The 16,040-nt window shown below is 60.6% G+C and carries 15 protein-coding genes; 7 read left to right on the forward strand and 8 right to left on the reverse strand.

Translation table 11 applies throughout. From position 1 onward, the window contains the following. The 4 genes from PQU95_RS11975 to PQU95_RS11990 form a co-directional block, all read right to left on the reverse strand. Positions 1 to 672 carry a PepSY-associated TM helix domain-containing protein gene (locus PQU95_RS11975; protein ID WP_272752238.1) on the reverse strand — a complete coding sequence of 224 codons (672 nt, stop codon included), beginning with the start codon at positions 670 to 672 and terminating at the stop codon, positions 1 to 3. 201 nt (positions 673 to 873) lie between these two features. Next, complete coding sequence (locus PQU95_RS11980; RefSeq protein WP_272752239.1) at positions 874 to 1,620, reverse strand: endonuclease/exonuclease/phosphatase family protein; 747 nt, start codon at positions 1,618 to 1,620, stop codon at positions 874 to 876. Positions 1,621 to 1,751: 131 nt separating this feature from the next. Then, positions 1,752 to 3,005 carry an HD-GYP domain-containing protein gene (locus PQU95_RS11985; protein WP_272752240.1) on the reverse strand — a complete coding sequence of 418 codons (1,254 nt, stop codon included), beginning with the start codon at positions 3,003 to 3,005 and terminating at the stop codon, positions 1,752 to 1,754. Between the two features lie 96 nt (positions 3,006 to 3,101). After that, positions 3,102 to 4,664 (reverse strand): 2Fe-2S iron-sulfur cluster-binding protein, encoded by a 1,563-nt coding sequence (locus PQU95_RS11990; RefSeq protein WP_272752241.1) that lies wholly within the window; start codon positions 4,662 to 4,664, stop codon positions 3,102 to 3,104. 146 nt (positions 4,665 to 4,810) lie between these two features. Between PQU95_RS11990 and PQU95_RS11995 the strand changes: the two genes are divergently transcribed. The 3 genes from PQU95_RS11995 (at position 4,811) to PQU95_RS12005 (ending at position 6,124) form a co-directional block, all read left to right on the forward strand. Continuing rightward, on the forward strand, positions 4,811 to 5,218 hold the full coding sequence (locus PQU95_RS11995) for a DUF1924 domain-containing protein (protein ID WP_272752242.1): 408 nt from the start codon (positions 4,811 to 4,813) through the stop codon (positions 5,216 to 5,218). A gap of 10 nt (positions 5,219 to 5,228) precedes the next feature. Next, positions 5,229 to 5,729, forward strand: a complete 501-nt coding sequence (locus PQU95_RS12000) for a diheme cytochrome c (protein ID WP_272752243.1) — start codon at positions 5,229 to 5,231, stop codon at positions 5,727 to 5,729. A 125-nt stretch (positions 5,730 to 5,854) separates the two neighbouring features. Then, entirely contained in the window at positions 5,855 to 6,124 is a 270-nt protein-coding gene (locus tag PQU95_RS12005) for a PepSY domain-containing protein (RefSeq protein ID WP_272752244.1), read from the forward strand. 151 nt (positions 6,125 to 6,275) lie between these two features. On the opposite strand, the gene PQU95_RS12010 is transcribed toward PQU95_RS12005, so the two are convergent. Further along, complete coding sequence (locus tag PQU95_RS12010) at positions 6,276 to 7,511, reverse strand: anion transporter (RefSeq protein WP_272752245.1); 1,236 nt, start codon at positions 7,509 to 7,511, stop codon at positions 6,276 to 6,278. Between the two features lie 53 nt (positions 7,512 to 7,564). Here PQU95_RS12010 and PQU95_RS12015 point away from each other — a divergent pair, with 53 nt between their 5' ends. Both PQU95_RS12015 and PQU95_RS12020 read left to right on the forward strand, forming a co-directional pair. Further along, a complete protein-coding gene (locus PQU95_RS12015; protein ID WP_272752246.1) occupies positions 7,565 to 7,837 on the forward strand; it encodes a DMT family protein in 273 nt (90 codons plus the stop codon). Positions 7,838 to 7,959: 122 nt separating this feature from the next. Continuing rightward, positions 7,960 to 9,633: a SulP family inorganic anion transporter gene (locus PQU95_RS12020; RefSeq protein WP_272752247.1), complete on the forward strand. Its 1,674-nt coding sequence runs from the start codon at positions 7,960 to 7,962 to the stop codon at positions 9,631 to 9,633. Positions 9,634 to 9,715: 82 nt separating this feature from the next. On the opposite strand, the gene ppk2 is transcribed toward PQU95_RS12020, so the two are convergent. Then, the gene (gene ppk2, locus PQU95_RS12025) at positions 9,716 to 10,564 is read right to left on the reverse strand and encodes a polyphosphate kinase 2 (protein ID WP_227305276.1); all 849 of its coding nucleotides are present in this window, start codon (positions 10,562 to 10,564) and stop codon (positions 9,716 to 9,718) included. Positions 10,565 to 10,918: 354 nt separating this feature from the next. On the opposite strand from ppk2, the gene PQU95_RS12030 reads away from it, so the two are divergent. Further along, positions 10,919 to 12,604 carry a glutamine--tRNA ligase/YqeY domain fusion protein gene (locus tag PQU95_RS12030; RefSeq protein WP_272752248.1) on the forward strand — a complete coding sequence of 562 codons (1,686 nt, stop codon included), beginning with the start codon at positions 10,919 to 10,921 and terminating at the stop codon, positions 12,602 to 12,604. Between the two features lie 105 nt (positions 12,605 to 12,709). Continuing rightward, positions 12,710 to 14,350, forward strand: coding sequence for a bifunctional UDP-sugar hydrolase/5'-nucleotidase UshA (gene ushA / locus PQU95_RS12035; protein WP_272752249.1), 1,641 nt, complete (start codon positions 12,710 to 12,712; stop codon positions 14,348 to 14,350). A gap of 178 nt (positions 14,351 to 14,528) precedes the next feature. Here ushA and PQU95_RS12040 read toward each other — a convergent pair whose 3' ends face one another. Further along, entirely contained in the window at positions 14,529 to 15,416 is an 888-nt protein-coding gene (locus tag PQU95_RS12040; protein ID WP_272752250.1) for a dienelactone hydrolase family protein, read from the reverse strand. A gap of 176 nt (positions 15,417 to 15,592) precedes the next feature. Beyond that, positions 15,593 to 16,036, reverse strand: a complete 444-nt coding sequence (locus tag PQU95_RS12045) for a DUF192 domain-containing protein (protein ID WP_272752251.1) — start codon at positions 16,034 to 16,036, stop codon at positions 15,593 to 15,595. Positions 16,037 to 16,040 lie beyond the last annotated feature (4 nt).

Below are 16,040 nucleotides of genomic sequence, written 5' to 3' on the forward strand. Positions count from 1 at the left end.
TCAATGAATGGTGAATAGGGCAATCAGGGCAGGCAGCAACAGGCCCAGGCCGAACAGCGGCCAGGTAGACGGGCGGTTGCCGGCGTGTTTTTGCAGAATCAGCAGGCCGGTGACGCAGAACAGCACGCTGCCGATGGCGATGGCGTCGATGAACCAGCGCCAGGCATCGCCAGTGTGGCGGCCCTTGTGCAGGTCGTTGAAATAGGCCAGCCAGCCGCGGTCGGTGACTTCGTACTCCACCAGCTGCTCGGCCAGGCTGACGCGTAGCCAGGCGTCGCCACCGGGGCGCGGCATGGGCAGGTAGACTTCCTCAGCCGACCACTCCGGCACCGCGTCGGCTACCTGGCAGCGGCACAGCCCGGCGAGCCAGGTTTGTGTTGCTTGCGGCAACTTGGGCGGTGGGGCTTCGCTTTCGGCCAGCAGCTGCAGGCGGTCGGCCTGGGCCTTGGGCAGCGGGAACTGCTGGTTGTGGATGACGGGTTTGGCTTCGATCTGGCTGGCGTGGTTCAGCGTGAAGCCGGTAATGGCAAACAGCAGCATGCCGCCCAGGCAAATGGCGGAGCTGATCCAGTGCCATTGCAACAGGGTACGCAGCGCAATGCCGCCAGCAGGGTTGGCCGCAGCGGGGTTGGCCGCAGCGGGGCTGCGGCGCGAAAAGAGTCGGAAAGCCATGGACGGGTTCGGTTTGTGGTGACAAAGGGAACTGACTGGCTTGCCGCTGCTCGCGGCTGGCTTGTACAGCGAGCGGCGATGTTAGAGACAACAGGAATGATTTGCAATAACAAATGGCGCTTTTTGCGCCCGCCTTCATAATCCTTAATGAAAAGCCGCAAAACGTTTACACACCGGCAACGCTTAGGCCGGGCAGCGGCATCAGCAGGCGGGCAAACGCAAGCTGGCGCGCACAGGCAGGTGGTCTGACAGTGCGGACCAGGGTTGGCCATGGCACACGGCCACTTGCTCTACCGCCAGGCCGCGCACATAGATGCGGTCCAGCGCCAGCAGCGGCCAGCGGGCCGGAAAGCTGCGGCCATGGTGGCCATGCACGCTGGCGTGCGCCTCGTACAGGCCGGCTTCTTGTAAAAGGTGGCGGTCGGCTTCGCGGCGCCAGTCGTTGAAATCGCCAGCCAGGATCAGCGGCATGGCCGGCGGCACGTGCCGGGCCAGGTAGTCCAGCAATACGCGGTACTGCCGCCGCCGGTCGTGTGCCAGCAGGTTGAAGTGGCCACACAGGCAGGCCACCGGCACCGGCCAGCCGGCAGGCTGGATGATAGTGTGCAGCAAGCCGCGCTGCTCCAGCCGGCTCACCGTCAGGTCATGGTTGGCCGCCAGCTGCTGCGGAAAGCGCGACAACACGGCATTGCCATGATGGCCGTGGTCATAGCGCGCATTCATGCCATAGCAGGCCTCGTGCGCCAGCGCTTGCGCCAGATAGCTGTGCTGCGGCCAACCTTCATGCCGCGCCGCCCGCCTGTCGTGACGGCCCTGCACTTCCTGCAAAAACAGCACGTCGGCGCCCTGCTGCTGCAGCGCGGCCGCCATCTGCGGCAGGCGCACCCGCCCACCCAAGGGCGACATACCCTTGTGCAGGTTATAGGTCACGACCGATATGGATTTCATGCGCTCTATACTGACACCACGATGCCATTTCCCAAGCATGGCTACATGTCACAACCTAGCGGGCAGAACCGTGCAGCACGGCAATGCGCAGCTGTGGCCTTACCGCACCATGACGGACCGGCAACAGAAGGCTAGCCCAGAAAATGCCGCTTGATCTTGTCTGTCAGCAATGCCCGCGCTTCAGCCTCGCTGATATCCTTCAAAGTGGCATTAACCTCCTGTGCGATACGGAGAAAAACCTGCATCACCACAGGGTCGAAATGCGACCCCGTTTCCTGCTGCAGGATTTCCATCACTTTCTCGAACGGGAAAGGTGACTTGTACGGCCGTTTTGACGACAACGCGTCAAACACGTCTGCCACAGCAAAAATGCGTGCCGACAAGGGAATAGCCTCGCCAACCAGACCTCGGGGATACCCGCCGCCATTCCACTTTTCATGATGGCCCGCCACCACCTCATGCGCGCCATCCAGCCACCCCATGCCATGCACGATTTCTTCACCCAGGGCGACATGCGTGCGCATGATGCTCATCTCGTCCTCATCCAGCTTGCCCTGTTTCAATAGTATGGCATCCGGAATACCGATTTTCCCGACATCGTGCAGAAAGCTGCCGGCAATCAACGCCTGCATGGCCGCGCCGGACAAACCCGACTCCTCGCCGATTCTTGCTGCAATCCATGCCACACGGTAATTGTGCGCCCCCGTATCGGAATCCCGTTTTGCAATGGCTCTCCCCAACGCCTCCATCATCGCAATATGAGAATCGAGAATCTCGTAAGCTTTCTTGGCATTTTCCCTGGAGAGTTTCAGCACAATGGGAAAAATGGCCAGGCCACACAGCAGCGCTGCCAGCGCCGCCATGCCGGCGACACGGATCGCAGCGGATTCGATGTTGTCCCGCTGCCAGGCAGGGACAACCCGTACGCCTTCGAAATAGCCGGCAATGCGTTGCCTGCCCGCTTCTTTCATCGGTACAAAAACCCTCAGCGCCCACAAACCGTTGTTCAGCTTGACGCTTTCGTAAGAAGCCTCCGTATAGCCGGGCTTGCCATGGCCGGGCAGCTGATCTTCGATATGCGTGCCGGTAGCCGTCATCGACTCTGCAAGTTTGCGGCCCTGCGCGTCATAAATCTCGGCGATGTCAAACAGCCCGCCGGACAAGCCCTCCGCCGCTACCCGCGCCCTGCTGGCGGCCGCCTCCCCCATCAGCGCGTTATGGTCGGTAGCCGGCAAAAAGCGCTTGGACTCCTCCATTGCCAGCAAGACGATGTCGCGCTCTGCACTCTCGGCAGCCACCAGCCATGCCATCGGGGCGGAAATCAGCGCCAGCACCACGCTGACCAGGCTGATGCGCCGCGCAGCCCGTCGTTCAAAATAAGCCATGAATTGAACCTGAATCGGTATATTTTATAGTTATTGCATATAGAACCATAAAAAGCCGCCCCTAGACAGCGGGGCGTGCCTGATCCGGCCACCCTGCTATCCGCCGTAGCGAATTGTCAGCGCCTGGCTTTGTGCACAGGCCTGGCATGCCAATACCCAGCCCGTCGCCACCTCATCGTCACTCAGGGCGGGATGGTGAGGCATCCCCACCTTGCCCGCTTCAAGCCGGCAGCGGCAGGTGCCGCACACCCCCATCCGGCACTGGGCGGGTGCAGCCAGGCCATGACGCTGCATGGCGTCCAGCAAGACTTCACCAGCCGCTACTTCCAGCTGGTGCGACTGGCCGCCCAGATCAACGGTCAACTGGCTTGCATAACCCGAACCGGTCACATCACTAGCCAGGGTAAAGCTTTCGACCTGCACATGGCCCGGGTTCGCGCCCAGATCCAGCACACACTGCCTGGCCAGCTGCATGAACGCGGCCGGGCCGCAGATATAGACCTGACGCCCTACTGCCGGACGGCACAGGCCTGCCAGCTGTGACGGGGTCAGGCGGCCGGATTCGGCAGAGTAATAAAGCCGGAGCGCAAAGCGATGGGGATACTGTTGTTGCAAGCGCAGCAGGTCATCATGAAAGATGGCACGCGCCTGGTCTTTGTTGGCATACACCAGCGCTACCTGCCCGGTGCCATGCTGCAAGGCATCGATAAGTATGCCGTACAGCGGCGTAATGCCACTACCGGCAGCCAGCATGAGCATATCGCCGGAACCGCTACCCTGATAAAAACAACCAGCCGGTGGCAATGCGGCAAGACCGTCACCAAGGCGCAAATGCTCATGCAACCATGCCGACCCACCCCCCGCCCGGGTGCGTTTGACCACGATGGAGAGCACACCACTGCCAGGTTGGCCGCATAGTGAATAACAACGCCAGACCGGCCCGCCAGGCAGGGGGAGGCGTAATGTCAGGTACTGGCCTGGCCTGAAGGCAAACCGCTCGCGCCAGCGCGCAGGCACCTGCAAGCCGATACGGATCGCATCGGCAGTGACAGGCTCGATGGACACCACGGCCAGTGCGCCCGCGCCTTCATCACCGTTCGGCGATACATCACTTGCACCATTGGCACCCCCCGACATTCCGTCACGCATCCCCAGCATGCCGGCGACCTGGCGGCGACGAAAGGCCAGCAACCACGCCACATGCAATGCAATGACGGCAAGCGTGGCATTGGCGAAGAATTCATGGACATCCTCGCTGTCATGCCCCGACAAGCCCCCTGTGCTGTCGCCCTCCTCGCCCAGCGCATCCGCCTGTGCTGCGGGTATCAAGCGGGACAGCCCCTGCTGGATGGCCTGGGCATTATCCACCATCGTAATGCCGGTATAGGAAGTCGCACCGATCAAGGCGATCATGCAAAGCATCAGGATTTTTCCCCAGCTTTGGCCAGAAACGCTCAGCCAGCCGTGCCTGTTGGGCAGCAGCCCGGGATAACCCCGCAAATTGAATAGCAAAGCAAATACCCGCCAGACCAAAACCGCCATCAGGCCATATCCCAGCCAGAGATGCAGCAAGCCGGCATCATCGCCCGTCAGATAAGCCAGTATGAACAGCGCAGCCAGCAGCCAGTGATAAAGGCGAAAACGTGAGAAAGCATTCATGGCACAGCCCTTTGTCGGCAAATGTATGAGCTCAAGACTGCATCGACAAACTTAAACCGGCATTAACCATCTTTATGGCATGGCCAATTAATTTGGGCTTAAGCCGGGCCGCCTACCTTGATAGTACCGACCACGCAGGAGCCATCATGCGAATTTCTCTTGTTTCCTTTTCAGTATTACTGGGCGTGCTATCGCTCCCGGCAGAGGCAAACCCGGCCTTACTGAGCCATTACCAACAGCAGGCCCTACAAGAAAACCCGGGCTTTAGCGGGTTTTCGGCAGCACGCGGCAAACTGCTCTATTCACGCCAATCCAGTGCCAGCGGTAAAACCATGAGCTGCACCAGCTGCCATACTGCCGACCCCAGACAGCCCGGTAAAACACCCGCGTTCAGGGAACTGGCCCCCCTCGCACCCTCGGTGACACCTACCCGCTTTACGGACCTGAAAAAAGTGGAAAAGTGGTTTCGTCGCAACTGTGACGACGTTTATCAGCGCAGCTGTACAGCCCAGGAAAAAGGGGACTTTGTCAGCTGGATTCTCTCGGTGAAATAAGGAGTGAACCATGCATCACTGGCAAAAAATCCTGATGATGGCGGCGCTGATGCTATCGGGCAGCCTCTACGCGGATGATGATCACGAGGGTGACCACCATCGCCAGCCGAACCATACCAGGGTGAAAGCCCCGGCTGCGTGGCAGGCAGAATGCGGCAGTTGCCATATGGCCTATCCACCGGGAATGCTTCCCCCGGCCGCCTGGAAAAAACACATGGATACGCTACGGCAGCACTACGGCAGCAACGCCACACTGGATGCCGCCGATGAAAAAGCCATCCGCGACTTCCTGCAGCTGGCATCCAGTGAAAACCGGCAGCCGGTCCCGACCAGCAAACCGGGTGAGCCACCACGCATCACCGATACGCGCTGGTTCCAGCACCAGCATGACGAGATTGCCCCTGCCATCTGGAAGCGAAAATCTGTCGGCAGCGCGGCCAACTGCATGGCATGCCACCACGGGGCTGCGCAGGGCGATTTCGACGAAGACAGTGTGCGTATTCCCCGCTGAGTTTTCGTGAACTGCCGTTGACCCACCTCGGCGCAAAAACAGATACCGGTAAGGTCTCGTTAAGGAATAACTGCTTAAATACACCCATACCTGTTAAACACAGGATTAACCACGGAGTTGAAACCATGAAAAAATTTATCGCCATCGCCATGATTGCCGCTTTTGCCTCCAGTGCCGCCATGGCCGGAGCGGAATGCAAAGCCCAACCCAAAGACAAATGGCAAAAAGAAGCAGATTTCCAGAAGAAACTGACGGCTGATGGTTACAAGATCAAGAAATTCAAAGTATCCGGCAATTGCTACGAAATTTACGGCACAAACAAGGACGGAAAAAAAGTCGAAATTTACTTTGACCCAGTGAGCGGCGCTCCGGCAAAAACCAATATCGAAAACTGATTTTCCTTGCATCAAAAAAAGCGCACTGTATTCAAACAGTGCGCTTTTTCACTAAAATACACGAGCAGGCATGTAATGGCCGAGCCATTCCAGCAGCTCAGCCAGCCCCCTATTTTGGTCTTGCTCGCAAAACTGCTTCACACATAAAAAACTAGAAACGCATTGCCAGATAGACAGCGGATACCGCCAGTGTCAGCACGGTCACGGGGATACCCACGCGGGCGTGGCACTTCCAGTCAATAACGACCCCTCTGCGGGCAGCCGCATCCACCACAATGATGTTGGCAATACTGCCGACAATGAGCAGGTTCCCTGCCAGTGTGCTGACCAATGCAAGCAACAAACCACTCATCTCATGCTGCGCCACTGGCAGCAGCAGCATCACGGCGGGCACGTTTGACACGATGTTGGACAGCAGGAAGGTAGCTGCAAATAATGGCCCCGGCTGGTCCAGATATATCCCCAGCGATGAAAGGTACTGGATGGCATCGGCAGTAACGCCCGTGCGCTGCAGGGCATGGTTCACGACAAAAAGGCTGATGAACAAGACCAGCAGCTCCCAGTCCACCAGGCCCAGCATATGCCGGGAATGCAGCTGGCGGCTCATGAGCAAGATACCGGCCCCGATAAGCGCCATATGCTCGGCAGGCCACGGTGCCACAAGAAAGGCAATCAGCAGCGCGGCAGCAATCACCAGCCCCTTGGCCGTTTGCCAGGCGTTGAATGGCACAGCCTCTCGCTGCACACCCGGTACTGCTGCATGGCTTGCTACTGCCTCCTGTTCCTGCCAGCGCCCGCCACGCTGCCAAACGATTACCCCCCAGGTCGCCAGCAGCCCCAGCCCCACCGGCAACGCCGCATCCAGAAAATAGCCTGCAAATGGCAAGCGCAAGGTTTGCCCTATCAGCATGTTTTGCGGGTTACCAATCAAGGTGGCAGCCGAACCAATGTTGGCCGCACACGCCAGCGCCAGCAAGAAAGGTACGGGAGCCAGCTTGCGTTGCTTGCATGCATCGACCAGTACCGGCGCAATCGCCAGGCAAACGATGTCATTGCTGAATACGGCAGACAGCGCGGCAACCGTGGCGATCAGTACCGCCAGCAATACCGGCGGGCGCAGTGACAGTGCGGCAAGCTTGTAGGTTATCCAGTCGTAAAACCCGCCAAGGCGCATTTGCGCCGAAATCACCATAAAGGAAAACAGCAGAATGACGGTAGGCAGATGGATGGCCGCTACCGCTTGTTCCGGGCTCAGCGCGTTGATGCTGATCAATGCGATGGCACCGAGCAGAGCCACGCCGGTACGGTCCAGCTGCAGGAACGGCAGCCCGCCAAGAATCATGCCAAGGTAGACGACGAGGAAGACGATGAGAATAGTGGTGATCATGGTGATTTCGCAGGCTGGCGCATCCCCATTGACGCACCGTTTAAAGAGGGTCGATGGCAGACACCCTCAAGGAATATGCCCATCTTAACAAAACTTGCAAAACACACTCACTCAGCAATGACTTGCCTGCACGGCTACAGCTGCCTGCCCACCGCATCGGCTACGGTATGTTTACCTTGTCGCAGCTGAAAATCATCCGGAAAGTCATCCGCCTGTCGGTGCTCATCCCCTTTGCCATGCTCTGCGCGCACCCGCCGTTCAAGTGGGACTATGTCCAGGCAGGCACCTGCCTGGCGGGCACGGTGTATTTCATGTTTCGCGGCTAGCGTCTGTTGCGGCCAACCTTGCGCTGGCGCACAGCATGTTGCTGTAGCACGCTTAACCCTTGAAACAGGCAGGGTTTATTGCTTAGTCTGATGGCAATACAACTCGAACAAGACTGCCTGCCATGCTCACCGCCTTGCCGGGGCTGCGCCCCACCCTGCTGGATACCCTGCGCCACTACAACCGCCAGCTGTTCCGCCAGGACCTGATGGCCGGGCTGACGGTGGGCATTGTGGCCCTGCCGCTGGCCATGGCGTTTGCCATCGCCAGTGGTGTGCCGCCGCAGGCGGGGATTTTTACCGCCGTGATTGCCGGCTTTATTGCCTCGGTGCTGGGCGGCACGCGGCTTTGCGTTACCGGGCCTACCGGAGCGTTTATCGTCATCATCTACGGCATTGTGCTGAAGTACGGTGTGGCCAACCTGATTATCTGTACCTTCATGGCCGGGGTGATGCTGGTGATCATGGGCTTGCTGCGGCTGGGGCAGGTCATCAAGTTTTTCCCCATGCCGCTGATTACCGGCTTTACCAACGGTATTGCCGTGCTGATTTTCCTTACCCAGCTGAAAGACTTTTTCGGTCTGCCCATCGACAAGATGCCGGCAGGCTTCTTTGCGGTAATGGATTTGCTGCGCATCACCCTGCCGCAGTTCGACCCGCTGACGCTGGCCATCTCCATGGCGTCGCTGCTGCTGATCCTGTTCTGGCCCAAGCGGCTGGGCAAAACCCTGCCGGGGCCGTTTGTGGCGCTGATCCTGGCCACGCTGACCGTGGCACTGTTCGAGCTGCCGCTGGCCACCATAGGCAGCAAATTCGGCGGCATACCACAGGGGCTGCCAGGCTTTCACGGCCTGAGCTTTGACCCGGAACACCTGTCCGACCTGCTGGCGCCGGCCTTTACCATTGCCCTGCTGGGCGCGATCGAATCGCTGCTGTGCGCGGTGGTGGCCGACAGCCTCACCGGCGACAAGCACGACGCCAACCAGGAGCTGATCGCCCAGGGCGTGGCCAATATGGTGGTGCCGTTCTTTGGCGGCATTCCCGCCACCGGGGCGATAGCGCGCACGGCCACCAATATCAGCAACGGCGGGCAAACGCCGGTATCGGGCATTGTGCACGCGGTCTTGCTGCTGCTGGTGATTCTGGTGGCGGCACCGTTGGCCGCGTACATTCCGCTGGCAGCGCTGGCGGCCATCCTGATCTCGGTAGCCATCAAGATGGGCGACTGGGATATCCGCAAGGCCGCGCAGTTCCCGCGCCAGGACACGGCGGTGCTGGCCATTACCTTTGCCCTGACGGTGATCTTTGACCTGACCATTGCGGTAGAAATCGGCCTGCTGATTGCCGCCGTGTTTTTTATCAAGCGCATGGCCGCCAGTACCAGCGTGCAGCAGCTCAAGCCGGAGCACGCCGTGCTGTACGAGCGCCATTCGATTGCCGGCAAACACGTACCTGCGGGCTGCGTAGCCTACCGCGTAGAAGGAGCACTGTTTTTTGGTGCGGCCGATACGGTAGAGCAGATTGCCCAGGAAGCCCCCGAGGCGCGGGTGATCATCCTGCAGCTGCACCGCCTGGTGCTGCTGGACACCAGCGGCCTGCTGGCGCTGTCGGCACTGAACCAGCGCCTGGCGCAGCAAAACCGCACGCTGGTGATCTGCGGCGCGGGTACCGAAGTTACCGCCATGATACGCAGCGCCCACCTGGCCGAAGAAATGGGGCCGCGCAATATCCAGCCCGACCTCACCACCGCCCTGCAGCGGGCGGAAGAAGTACTGATCAGCGGCGTGGTGTGGGGCTAGCCCGCCACCGGCGATAGCCGGCAAACAAAAAAGGTTGGCCGCAATCGCACTGCGGCCAACCTTTTTGCTGCCTGGCGGCGTATCAGAAGCTGCTGATATCTTTTTCGGAAGGCTCGAACACCTCGGCGGCGGCACCGACAATGCGCTCGTCCGGCTTCAGGATGGCGGTGTTCTTGTTGGGGTACGGCAACGTCCACAGGAAGTGGCGCAGGCAGTTCAGCCGCGCGCGCTTTTTGTCGTCGGACTTGATCACCGTCCACGGCGCATCTGCGGTATCGGTATGGAAGAACATCGCCTTCTTGGCTTCGGTGTAGTCGTCCCACTTGTCCAGCGACTGGATATCGATAGGCGACAGCTTCCAGTGCTTGAGCGGGTCGTCGCGGCGCGAGATAAAGCGGCGCAGCTGCTCTTCGCGGCTTACCGAGAACCAGAACTTGAACAGGCGGATGCCGCTGTTCACCAGCATGCGCTCCAGCTGCGGGGTCTGGCGCATGAATTCCAGGTACTCCTGCGGCGTACAAAAGCCCATCACGCGCTCGACACCGGCGCGGTTGTACCAGCTACGGTCAAACAGCACCATTTCACCGGCGGTAGGCAGCAGCGGGATATAACGCTGGAAGTACCACTGGCCACGCTCTTGCTCGGTGGGTTTTTCCAGCGCCACTACGCGCGCGCCGCGCGGGTTCAGGTGCTCCATGAAGCGCTTGATGGTACCGCCCTTGCCTGCTGCGTCGCGGCCCTCAAAAATCACCACAATTTTCTGGCCGGTTTCTTTCACCCAGTTCTGCACCTTCAGCAGCTCTACTTGCAGCTCGGCTTTCTGGCGCTCGTAATCGGCACGCTTGATGCGGTTTTTGTACGGGTAAGCGGCTGGCAGCGGCGCGCTGTTGCTGTCTTCTGCCGTGCCATGCGGCGCGTGCGCTACCTGCATGGCCACCGGTGCGTGGCTGACGGCCTCGATCTCGCGGGCCGCCGCCTCGCGTTGCGCCTGGGCCGACGGTTTGCGCCGGCGGCCCGCCGGGCGCGCAGCGGCTTGCAGGGTCGCCGCTTCGCCAGGGGTTTGCGGGGTGTCAGGGTTGGCCGCCATGGCCTTTTCATTCTCATTCATGGGCTGCTCCTGGGGGGTGGGTAAACGATTCATGCTACGCCGATGTCCTGCGCCATTTATCGATTTCGATAAATGTGCTTGATATGGCGCAAATCACCTGCCCCAATTACCCACTATCCGCGATACCGGGGTTATCGGTTACAATCGTGCGATTATCTATTGCTACAAGAAAAGTCGATGTCTGCAGAAAACAATGCCCCGGTGATCAGCAACTTCATCCGCTCGATCATCGATGAAGACTTGGCCACAGGCAAACGTGCCGCCGTGGTGACCCGCTTTCCGCCAGAGCCGAACGGCTACGCCCACGTAGGCCACGCCAAGGCGATCTGCATCAACTTTGGCCTGGCCGAAGACTACAACGGCCAGTGCAACCTGCGCATGGACGACACCAACCCGGAAAAAGAATCCGACGAGTTCGTGCAAGCCTTCCGCGAGGACATCAGCTGGCTGGGCTTCAAGTGGAACGGCGAGATCCGTTTTGCTTCCGATTACTTCGGCCAACTGTACGACTTTGCCGTAGAGCTGATCCGCGCCGGCAAGGCTTTTGTCTGCGACCTGACCCCGGACGAAATGCGCGAATACCGTGGCGGCCTGACGGCACCGGGCAAGAACAGCCCCTACCGTGAGCGCAGCGTAGAGGAAAACCTCGACCTGTTCACGCGCATGAAGAACGGCGAGTTTGCCGACGGCAGCAAGACGCTGCGCCTGAAAATCGATATGGCCTCGCCCAATATCAACCTGCGCGACCCGGCCATCTACCGCATCCGCCGTGTGCATCACCACCGTACCGGCGACGCGTGGTGCATCTACCCGATGTACGACTACACGCACTGCATTTCCGACGCCATCGAAGGCATCACCCACAGCCTGTGCTCGCTGGAGTTCGAAGACCACCGCCCGCTGTACGACTGGGTGCTGGACAACATCAGCATCGGCCACCACCCGCAGCAGATCGAATTCTCGCGCCTGGAGCTGCTGTACGCACTGACCTCCAAGCGCAAACTGCAGCACCTGGTGAACCAGGGCGTGGTCACCGGCTGGGACGACCCGCGCATGCCTACCATCGCCGGCATGCGCCGCCGCGGCTACAGCCCGGCTGGCGTGCGCCTGTTTACGCAGCGCATTGGCGTATCCAAGAGCGAAAACATCATCGACATGTCGGTGCTGGAAGGCGCGGTGCGTGAATCGCTGGAAAACGAATCGCCACGCGTGATTGCGGTACTGGACCCGATCAAGGTGACCCTCACCAACTATCAGGACGGTGTCACCGGCAGCCGCAGCGCGCCGTTCCACCCGCACCACCCGGAAATGGGCGAGCGCGACATCCCGCTGGCACGCGAGATCTACATCGAACGCGAAGACTTTGCCGAAGTACCACCGCCGAAGTGGCAGCGCCTGACGCCGGGCGGCGAAGTGCGCCTGCGCTACAGCTACGTGATCAAGTGCGATGAAGTAGTCAAGGACGACAGCGGCAACGTGGTAGAGCTGAAGTGCTCGATCGACCACGACACGCTGGGCCAGAACCCGGTTGGCCGCAAAGTGAAAGGCGTGATCCACTGGATTGCCGCCCATCACGCCATCGAAGCCGAAGTGCGCCTGTACGACCGCCTGTTCACCGAAGCACGCCCGGACGCGGTGCGTGGTGAGGACGGCGAATACGTGGACTTCATGAACTTCCTGAACCCGGCCTCGCTGACCACCATTACCGGCTATGTCGAGCCGGTGGTGTTGCAGGCGGCGCCGGAAACCCGCTACCAGTTCGAGCGTATCGGTTATTTCGTGACCGACCGCCGCGAACACCAGGCGGGCGCCAAACCGGTGTTCAACCGCACCGTTGGCCTGAAAGACAACTGGAGCAAATAAATCCAGCCATCACGGCAAGCCCTGCACGCAGGGGCTTGCCGTTTTTTTTTGCCCTGCGCGATACTGCAGGCTCTGCGTCTATAAAACGAAATACGGGGCCCATCCATGAAACTACGCTATCCGGCACTCTGCCTGTCCGTACTTGCCGCCATGTCGGCGACTTCTGGTGTTGCACTGGCCAAGCCGGCCAAAGACCAGGTTTACAAGATCACCATCCTGCATACCAACGACCACCACGGCCGCTTCTGGCGCAATGGTGACGGCGAATACGGCATGGCCGCACGCAAGAACGTGATCGAGCAGATCCGCGCCGATGTGCGCAAAAACGGCGGCTACAGCCTGCTGCTGGACGGCGGCGACGTGAACACCGGCGTACCGGAATCCGACATGCAGGATGCCGAGCCGGACTTCAAGGGCATGAACCTGCTGGGCTACGATGCCATGGCCGTGGGCAACCACGAGTTCGACAAGTCGCCGGCCGTGCTGGCCAAACAGCGCCAGTGGATCAACTTCCCCATGCTGTCGGCCAACATCTACAAAGACGGCAAGCGCCTGTTCGAACCGTACCGCATCTTCAAGCTGGGCGACGTGCGCGTGGCGGTGATGGGCCTGACCACCGACGACACCAAAAAGCTGACCAACCCGGAAAACACCAAGGGCATCGAGTTCCGTACCCCGGCTACCGAAGCGGCCAAGCTGGTACCGCAGCTGCGCAAACAGGCTGACGTGGTGATTGCCACCACCCATATGGGCCACTACGAAGACGGCGACCACGGTGTAAACGCGCCAGGCGACGTGGAAATGGCACGCAAGGTAAAAGGCCTGAACCTGATCGTAGGCGGCCACAGCCAGAACCCGGTGTGCATGAAAGCCGAAAACGTGCGTGACAACGCCTACGTACCAGGCACCGACTGCGCACCGGACCGCCAGAACGGCGCCTGGATCGTGCAGGCGCACGAATGGGGCAAATACGTTGGCCGCGCCGATTTCGAGCTGAAAAACGGCGAGTTCAAACTGGTGAAATACCAGCTGATTCCGGTAAACCTGAAAAAAACCGTGAAGGACAGCGCCGGTAAAGAACAGAAGGTGTACTACACCCAGCAAATTGCCGAGCACAGCGAAGTGCTGGAATTCCTGCGCCCGTTCCAGAACAAGGGCCAGGAAGCCTTGTCGGTAGAAATCGGTGCCACCGAAGCCAAGCTCAATGGCGACCGCAACCAGGTACGCAGCCAGCCCACCAGCATGGGCATCCTGATTGCCAGCGCCATGAAAGAAAAAGCGCAGGCCGACTTTGCCATCATGAACTCGGGTGGCGTGCGTGATTCCATCGCCGCCGGCAAGATCACCTACAAGGACGTGCTGAAAGTACAACCGTTCGGCAACACACTGGTCTACGTGGACCTGTCCGGCAAGGAAGCGCTGGAGCTGCTGCGCACCGCCGCCAAAATGAGCCCTGGCTCCGGCGCTTTCCCGCAGTTTGCCGGCGTGAAGCTGGTGATCGAGGGCGGCGAACTGAAACAGGCACAGATCGGTGGCAAGGATATCGACCCGGCCAAAACCTACCGCGTCGCGATGAACAACTTCAGCGCGGCAGGTGGTGATGGCTACCCGAAACTGTCCAGCCACAAGGGCTACGTCAACACCGGTTATGCCGACGCCGATGTGCTGAAAGCCTTTATCAGCGCACGCAACGGTGTGATCAAGGCCGGTGCCTTCGAGCCAGCCGGCGAGATCGTGCGCAAGTAAGCACCATCACGCCAGGGTTGGCCGCACGCGGCCAACCTTGCAGCTTGCCACACCCCAAGCCCCCGCCTGCAAGCCAGGCCGGGGGCTTGCTTTTGTCTGCTGCTAGGGGCCTGGCAGCCGGCAAACAGCAAGGCCGCTGCACAGCAGCGGCCTTGTTACTTCACGATGCAGACGCTGTTTACGCCAGCTGCTGGCGCAAGAAAGCCACGCTGCGGCCCCAGGCCAGCTCGGCGGCGGCCTTGTCGTAACGGGCGGCATTGGTGTCGTTGTTGAAGGCGTGGTTCACACCCGGGTACAGCTGCAGGGTGTAGCGGTTACCGGCGGCTTTCAGCGCCGCCTCGAACGCCGGTATGCCGGCATTGATGCGCTCGTCCAGCGCGGCGTAGTGCAGCAGCAGCGGCGCCTTGATGCGCGGCACGTCGGCGGCCGCCGGCTGTGCGCCGTAGTACACCACCCCGGCGCCCAGCGCCGGCGCGTGCACCGCCAGCTGCCCTACCTGGCCGCCACCCCAGCAGAAGCCCACCGCGCCCACTTTGCCGTTGCCCTGCCCTTGCAGGTAGGCCAGCGCCGCCAGCGACACCTCGCGCGACACAGCGGCATCCAGCTTGGCAAACATGTCGCGCGCCTTGTCTTCGTCCGCCGGGGTACCGCCCAGGCTAGACAGATAATCCGGCGCCAGTACCACAAAGCCTTCCAGCGCCAGCCGGCGCGCCACGTCGCGGATATGCGGGTTCAGGCCACGGTTTTCGTGGATGACGATCAGCGCCGGTAGCTGGCGCACATCGCCGCTGGCAGGCTGTACACGGTAGCCGCTAAGGCTGGCCTCGCCCAGGCGGCCAAACACGGTATCGGCTGCCTGCAAACGGCCATCCCCCGCCGCCACCATCTGGGCCTGGGCATAGTTGTTTTCCAGTAGCGGCAAAATGGCATAGGCAGCTGCCGTGCCACCGGCCAGCCGCGTCAGGCGCTGGAAAAAATCACGCCGCGACAGCGGTGCGTGCGTGTATTCGTCGTACAGCTGGATGATGTCCTGGTCTACAGCGGGTAAAGTCGGCTTCTGGCTCATGCTGGGCTCCATGGCGGGTAAGGGGTAGACGACAAGGCAGCATAGACCATGCCGTTCAAGAAAAAATCCCGCCAGCCTGAAGCAGGCTACGGGCCGGGCCCGTCAGGCCAGGCTGTACTGACCCCCCAAGCAGGCCAGCGCTGCCAGACAAGCCACATGCCAACTCGATACCCCAGTCAGTGCCTATCCACCGAACAGTCGCGCAGCTGCACCTTGCTGCCCTCGGCAACATCCAGCGCGGCAAAACCGCCTTGCGGCAGCTCCAGCGCAGCCACACCGTCACGCGTGCTGGCATGCACATCCAGCGTGTCTGGCTGCATGTCGGCTATCTGGAAAATCACGCCGGCCTCGTCAATAAAGCCGATCGACAGCGGCTGCCAGGTGTCACGCATCCAGAAGCGCAAGGGCTGGGGCTGGGCAAAGGCAAACCACATGCCGCTACGTACATCGTGGCGGCGCGACAGGCCACGCATCTGCTGCGCACCGGTTTCTGCCAACGGCACCGCGCCCAGGCTGCGGCCATTGTCAAACACCACCTGGCACTGGCGCATGGCGGGCGCCTCTTCTTGCGCTGCGGCCAACATGGGCCAGCAGCCCAACAGGAAAAGCAGAGTCTTCACAGGA

It is taken from the genome of Vogesella aquatica, assembly GCF_028548455.1.
Lineage (GTDB): Bacteria > Pseudomonadota > Gammaproteobacteria > Burkholderiales > Chromobacteriaceae > Vogesella > Vogesella aquatica.

Excerpts from the sequence above, each read along its gene's own strand:
- PQU95_RS11990 (WP_272752241.1), bottom strand. The coding sequence starts at position 4,664 with ATGAATGCTTTCTCACGTTTTCGCCTTTATCACTGGCTGCTGGCTGCG.
- PQU95_RS12010 (WP_272752245.1), bottom strand. The coding sequence starts at position 7,511 with ATGATCACCACTATTCTCATCGTCTTCCTCGTCGTCTACCTTGGCATG.
- PQU95_RS12005 (WP_272752244.1), top strand. The coding sequence starts at position 5,855 with ATGAAAAAATTTATCGCCATCGCCATGATTGCCGCTTTTGCCTCCAGT.
- PQU95_RS11980 (WP_272752239.1), bottom strand. The coding sequence starts at position 1,620 with ATGAAATCCATATCGGTCGTGACCTATAACCTGCACAAGGGTATGTCG.
- PQU95_RS12020 (WP_272752247.1), top strand. The coding sequence starts at position 7,960 with ATGCTCACCGCCTTGCCGGGGCTGCGCCCCACCCTGCTGGATACCCTG.
- PQU95_RS11995 (WP_272752242.1), top strand. The coding sequence starts at position 4,811 with ATGCGAATTTCTCTTGTTTCCTTTTCAGTATTACTGGGCGTGCTATCG.
- PQU95_RS11975 (WP_272752238.1), bottom strand. The coding sequence starts at position 672 with ATGGCTTTCCGACTCTTTTCGCGCCGCAGCCCCGCTGCGGCCAACCCC.
- PQU95_RS12015 (WP_272752246.1), top strand. The coding sequence starts at position 7,565 with ATGGCAGACACCCTCAAGGAATATGCCCATCTTAACAAAACTTGCAAA.
- PQU95_RS11985 (WP_272752240.1), bottom strand. The coding sequence starts at position 3,005 with ATGGCTTATTTTGAACGACGGGCTGCGCGGCGCATCAGCCTGGTCAGC.
- ushA (WP_272752249.1), top strand. The coding sequence starts at position 12,710 with ATGAAACTACGCTATCCGGCACTCTGCCTGTCCGTACTTGCCGCCATG.
- PQU95_RS12030 (WP_272752248.1), top strand. The coding sequence starts at position 10,919 with ATGTCTGCAGAAAACAATGCCCCGGTGATCAGCAACTTCATCCGCTCG.
- PQU95_RS12040 (WP_272752250.1), bottom strand. The coding sequence starts at position 15,416 with ATGAGCCAGAAGCCGACTTTACCCGCTGTAGACCAGGACATCATCCAG.
- ppk2 (WP_227305276.1), bottom strand. The coding sequence starts at position 10,564 with ATGCAGGTAGCGCACGCGCCGCATGGCACGGCAGAAGACAGCAACAGC.
- PQU95_RS12000 (WP_272752243.1), top strand. The coding sequence starts at position 5,229 with ATGCATCACTGGCAAAAAATCCTGATGATGGCGGCGCTGATGCTATCG.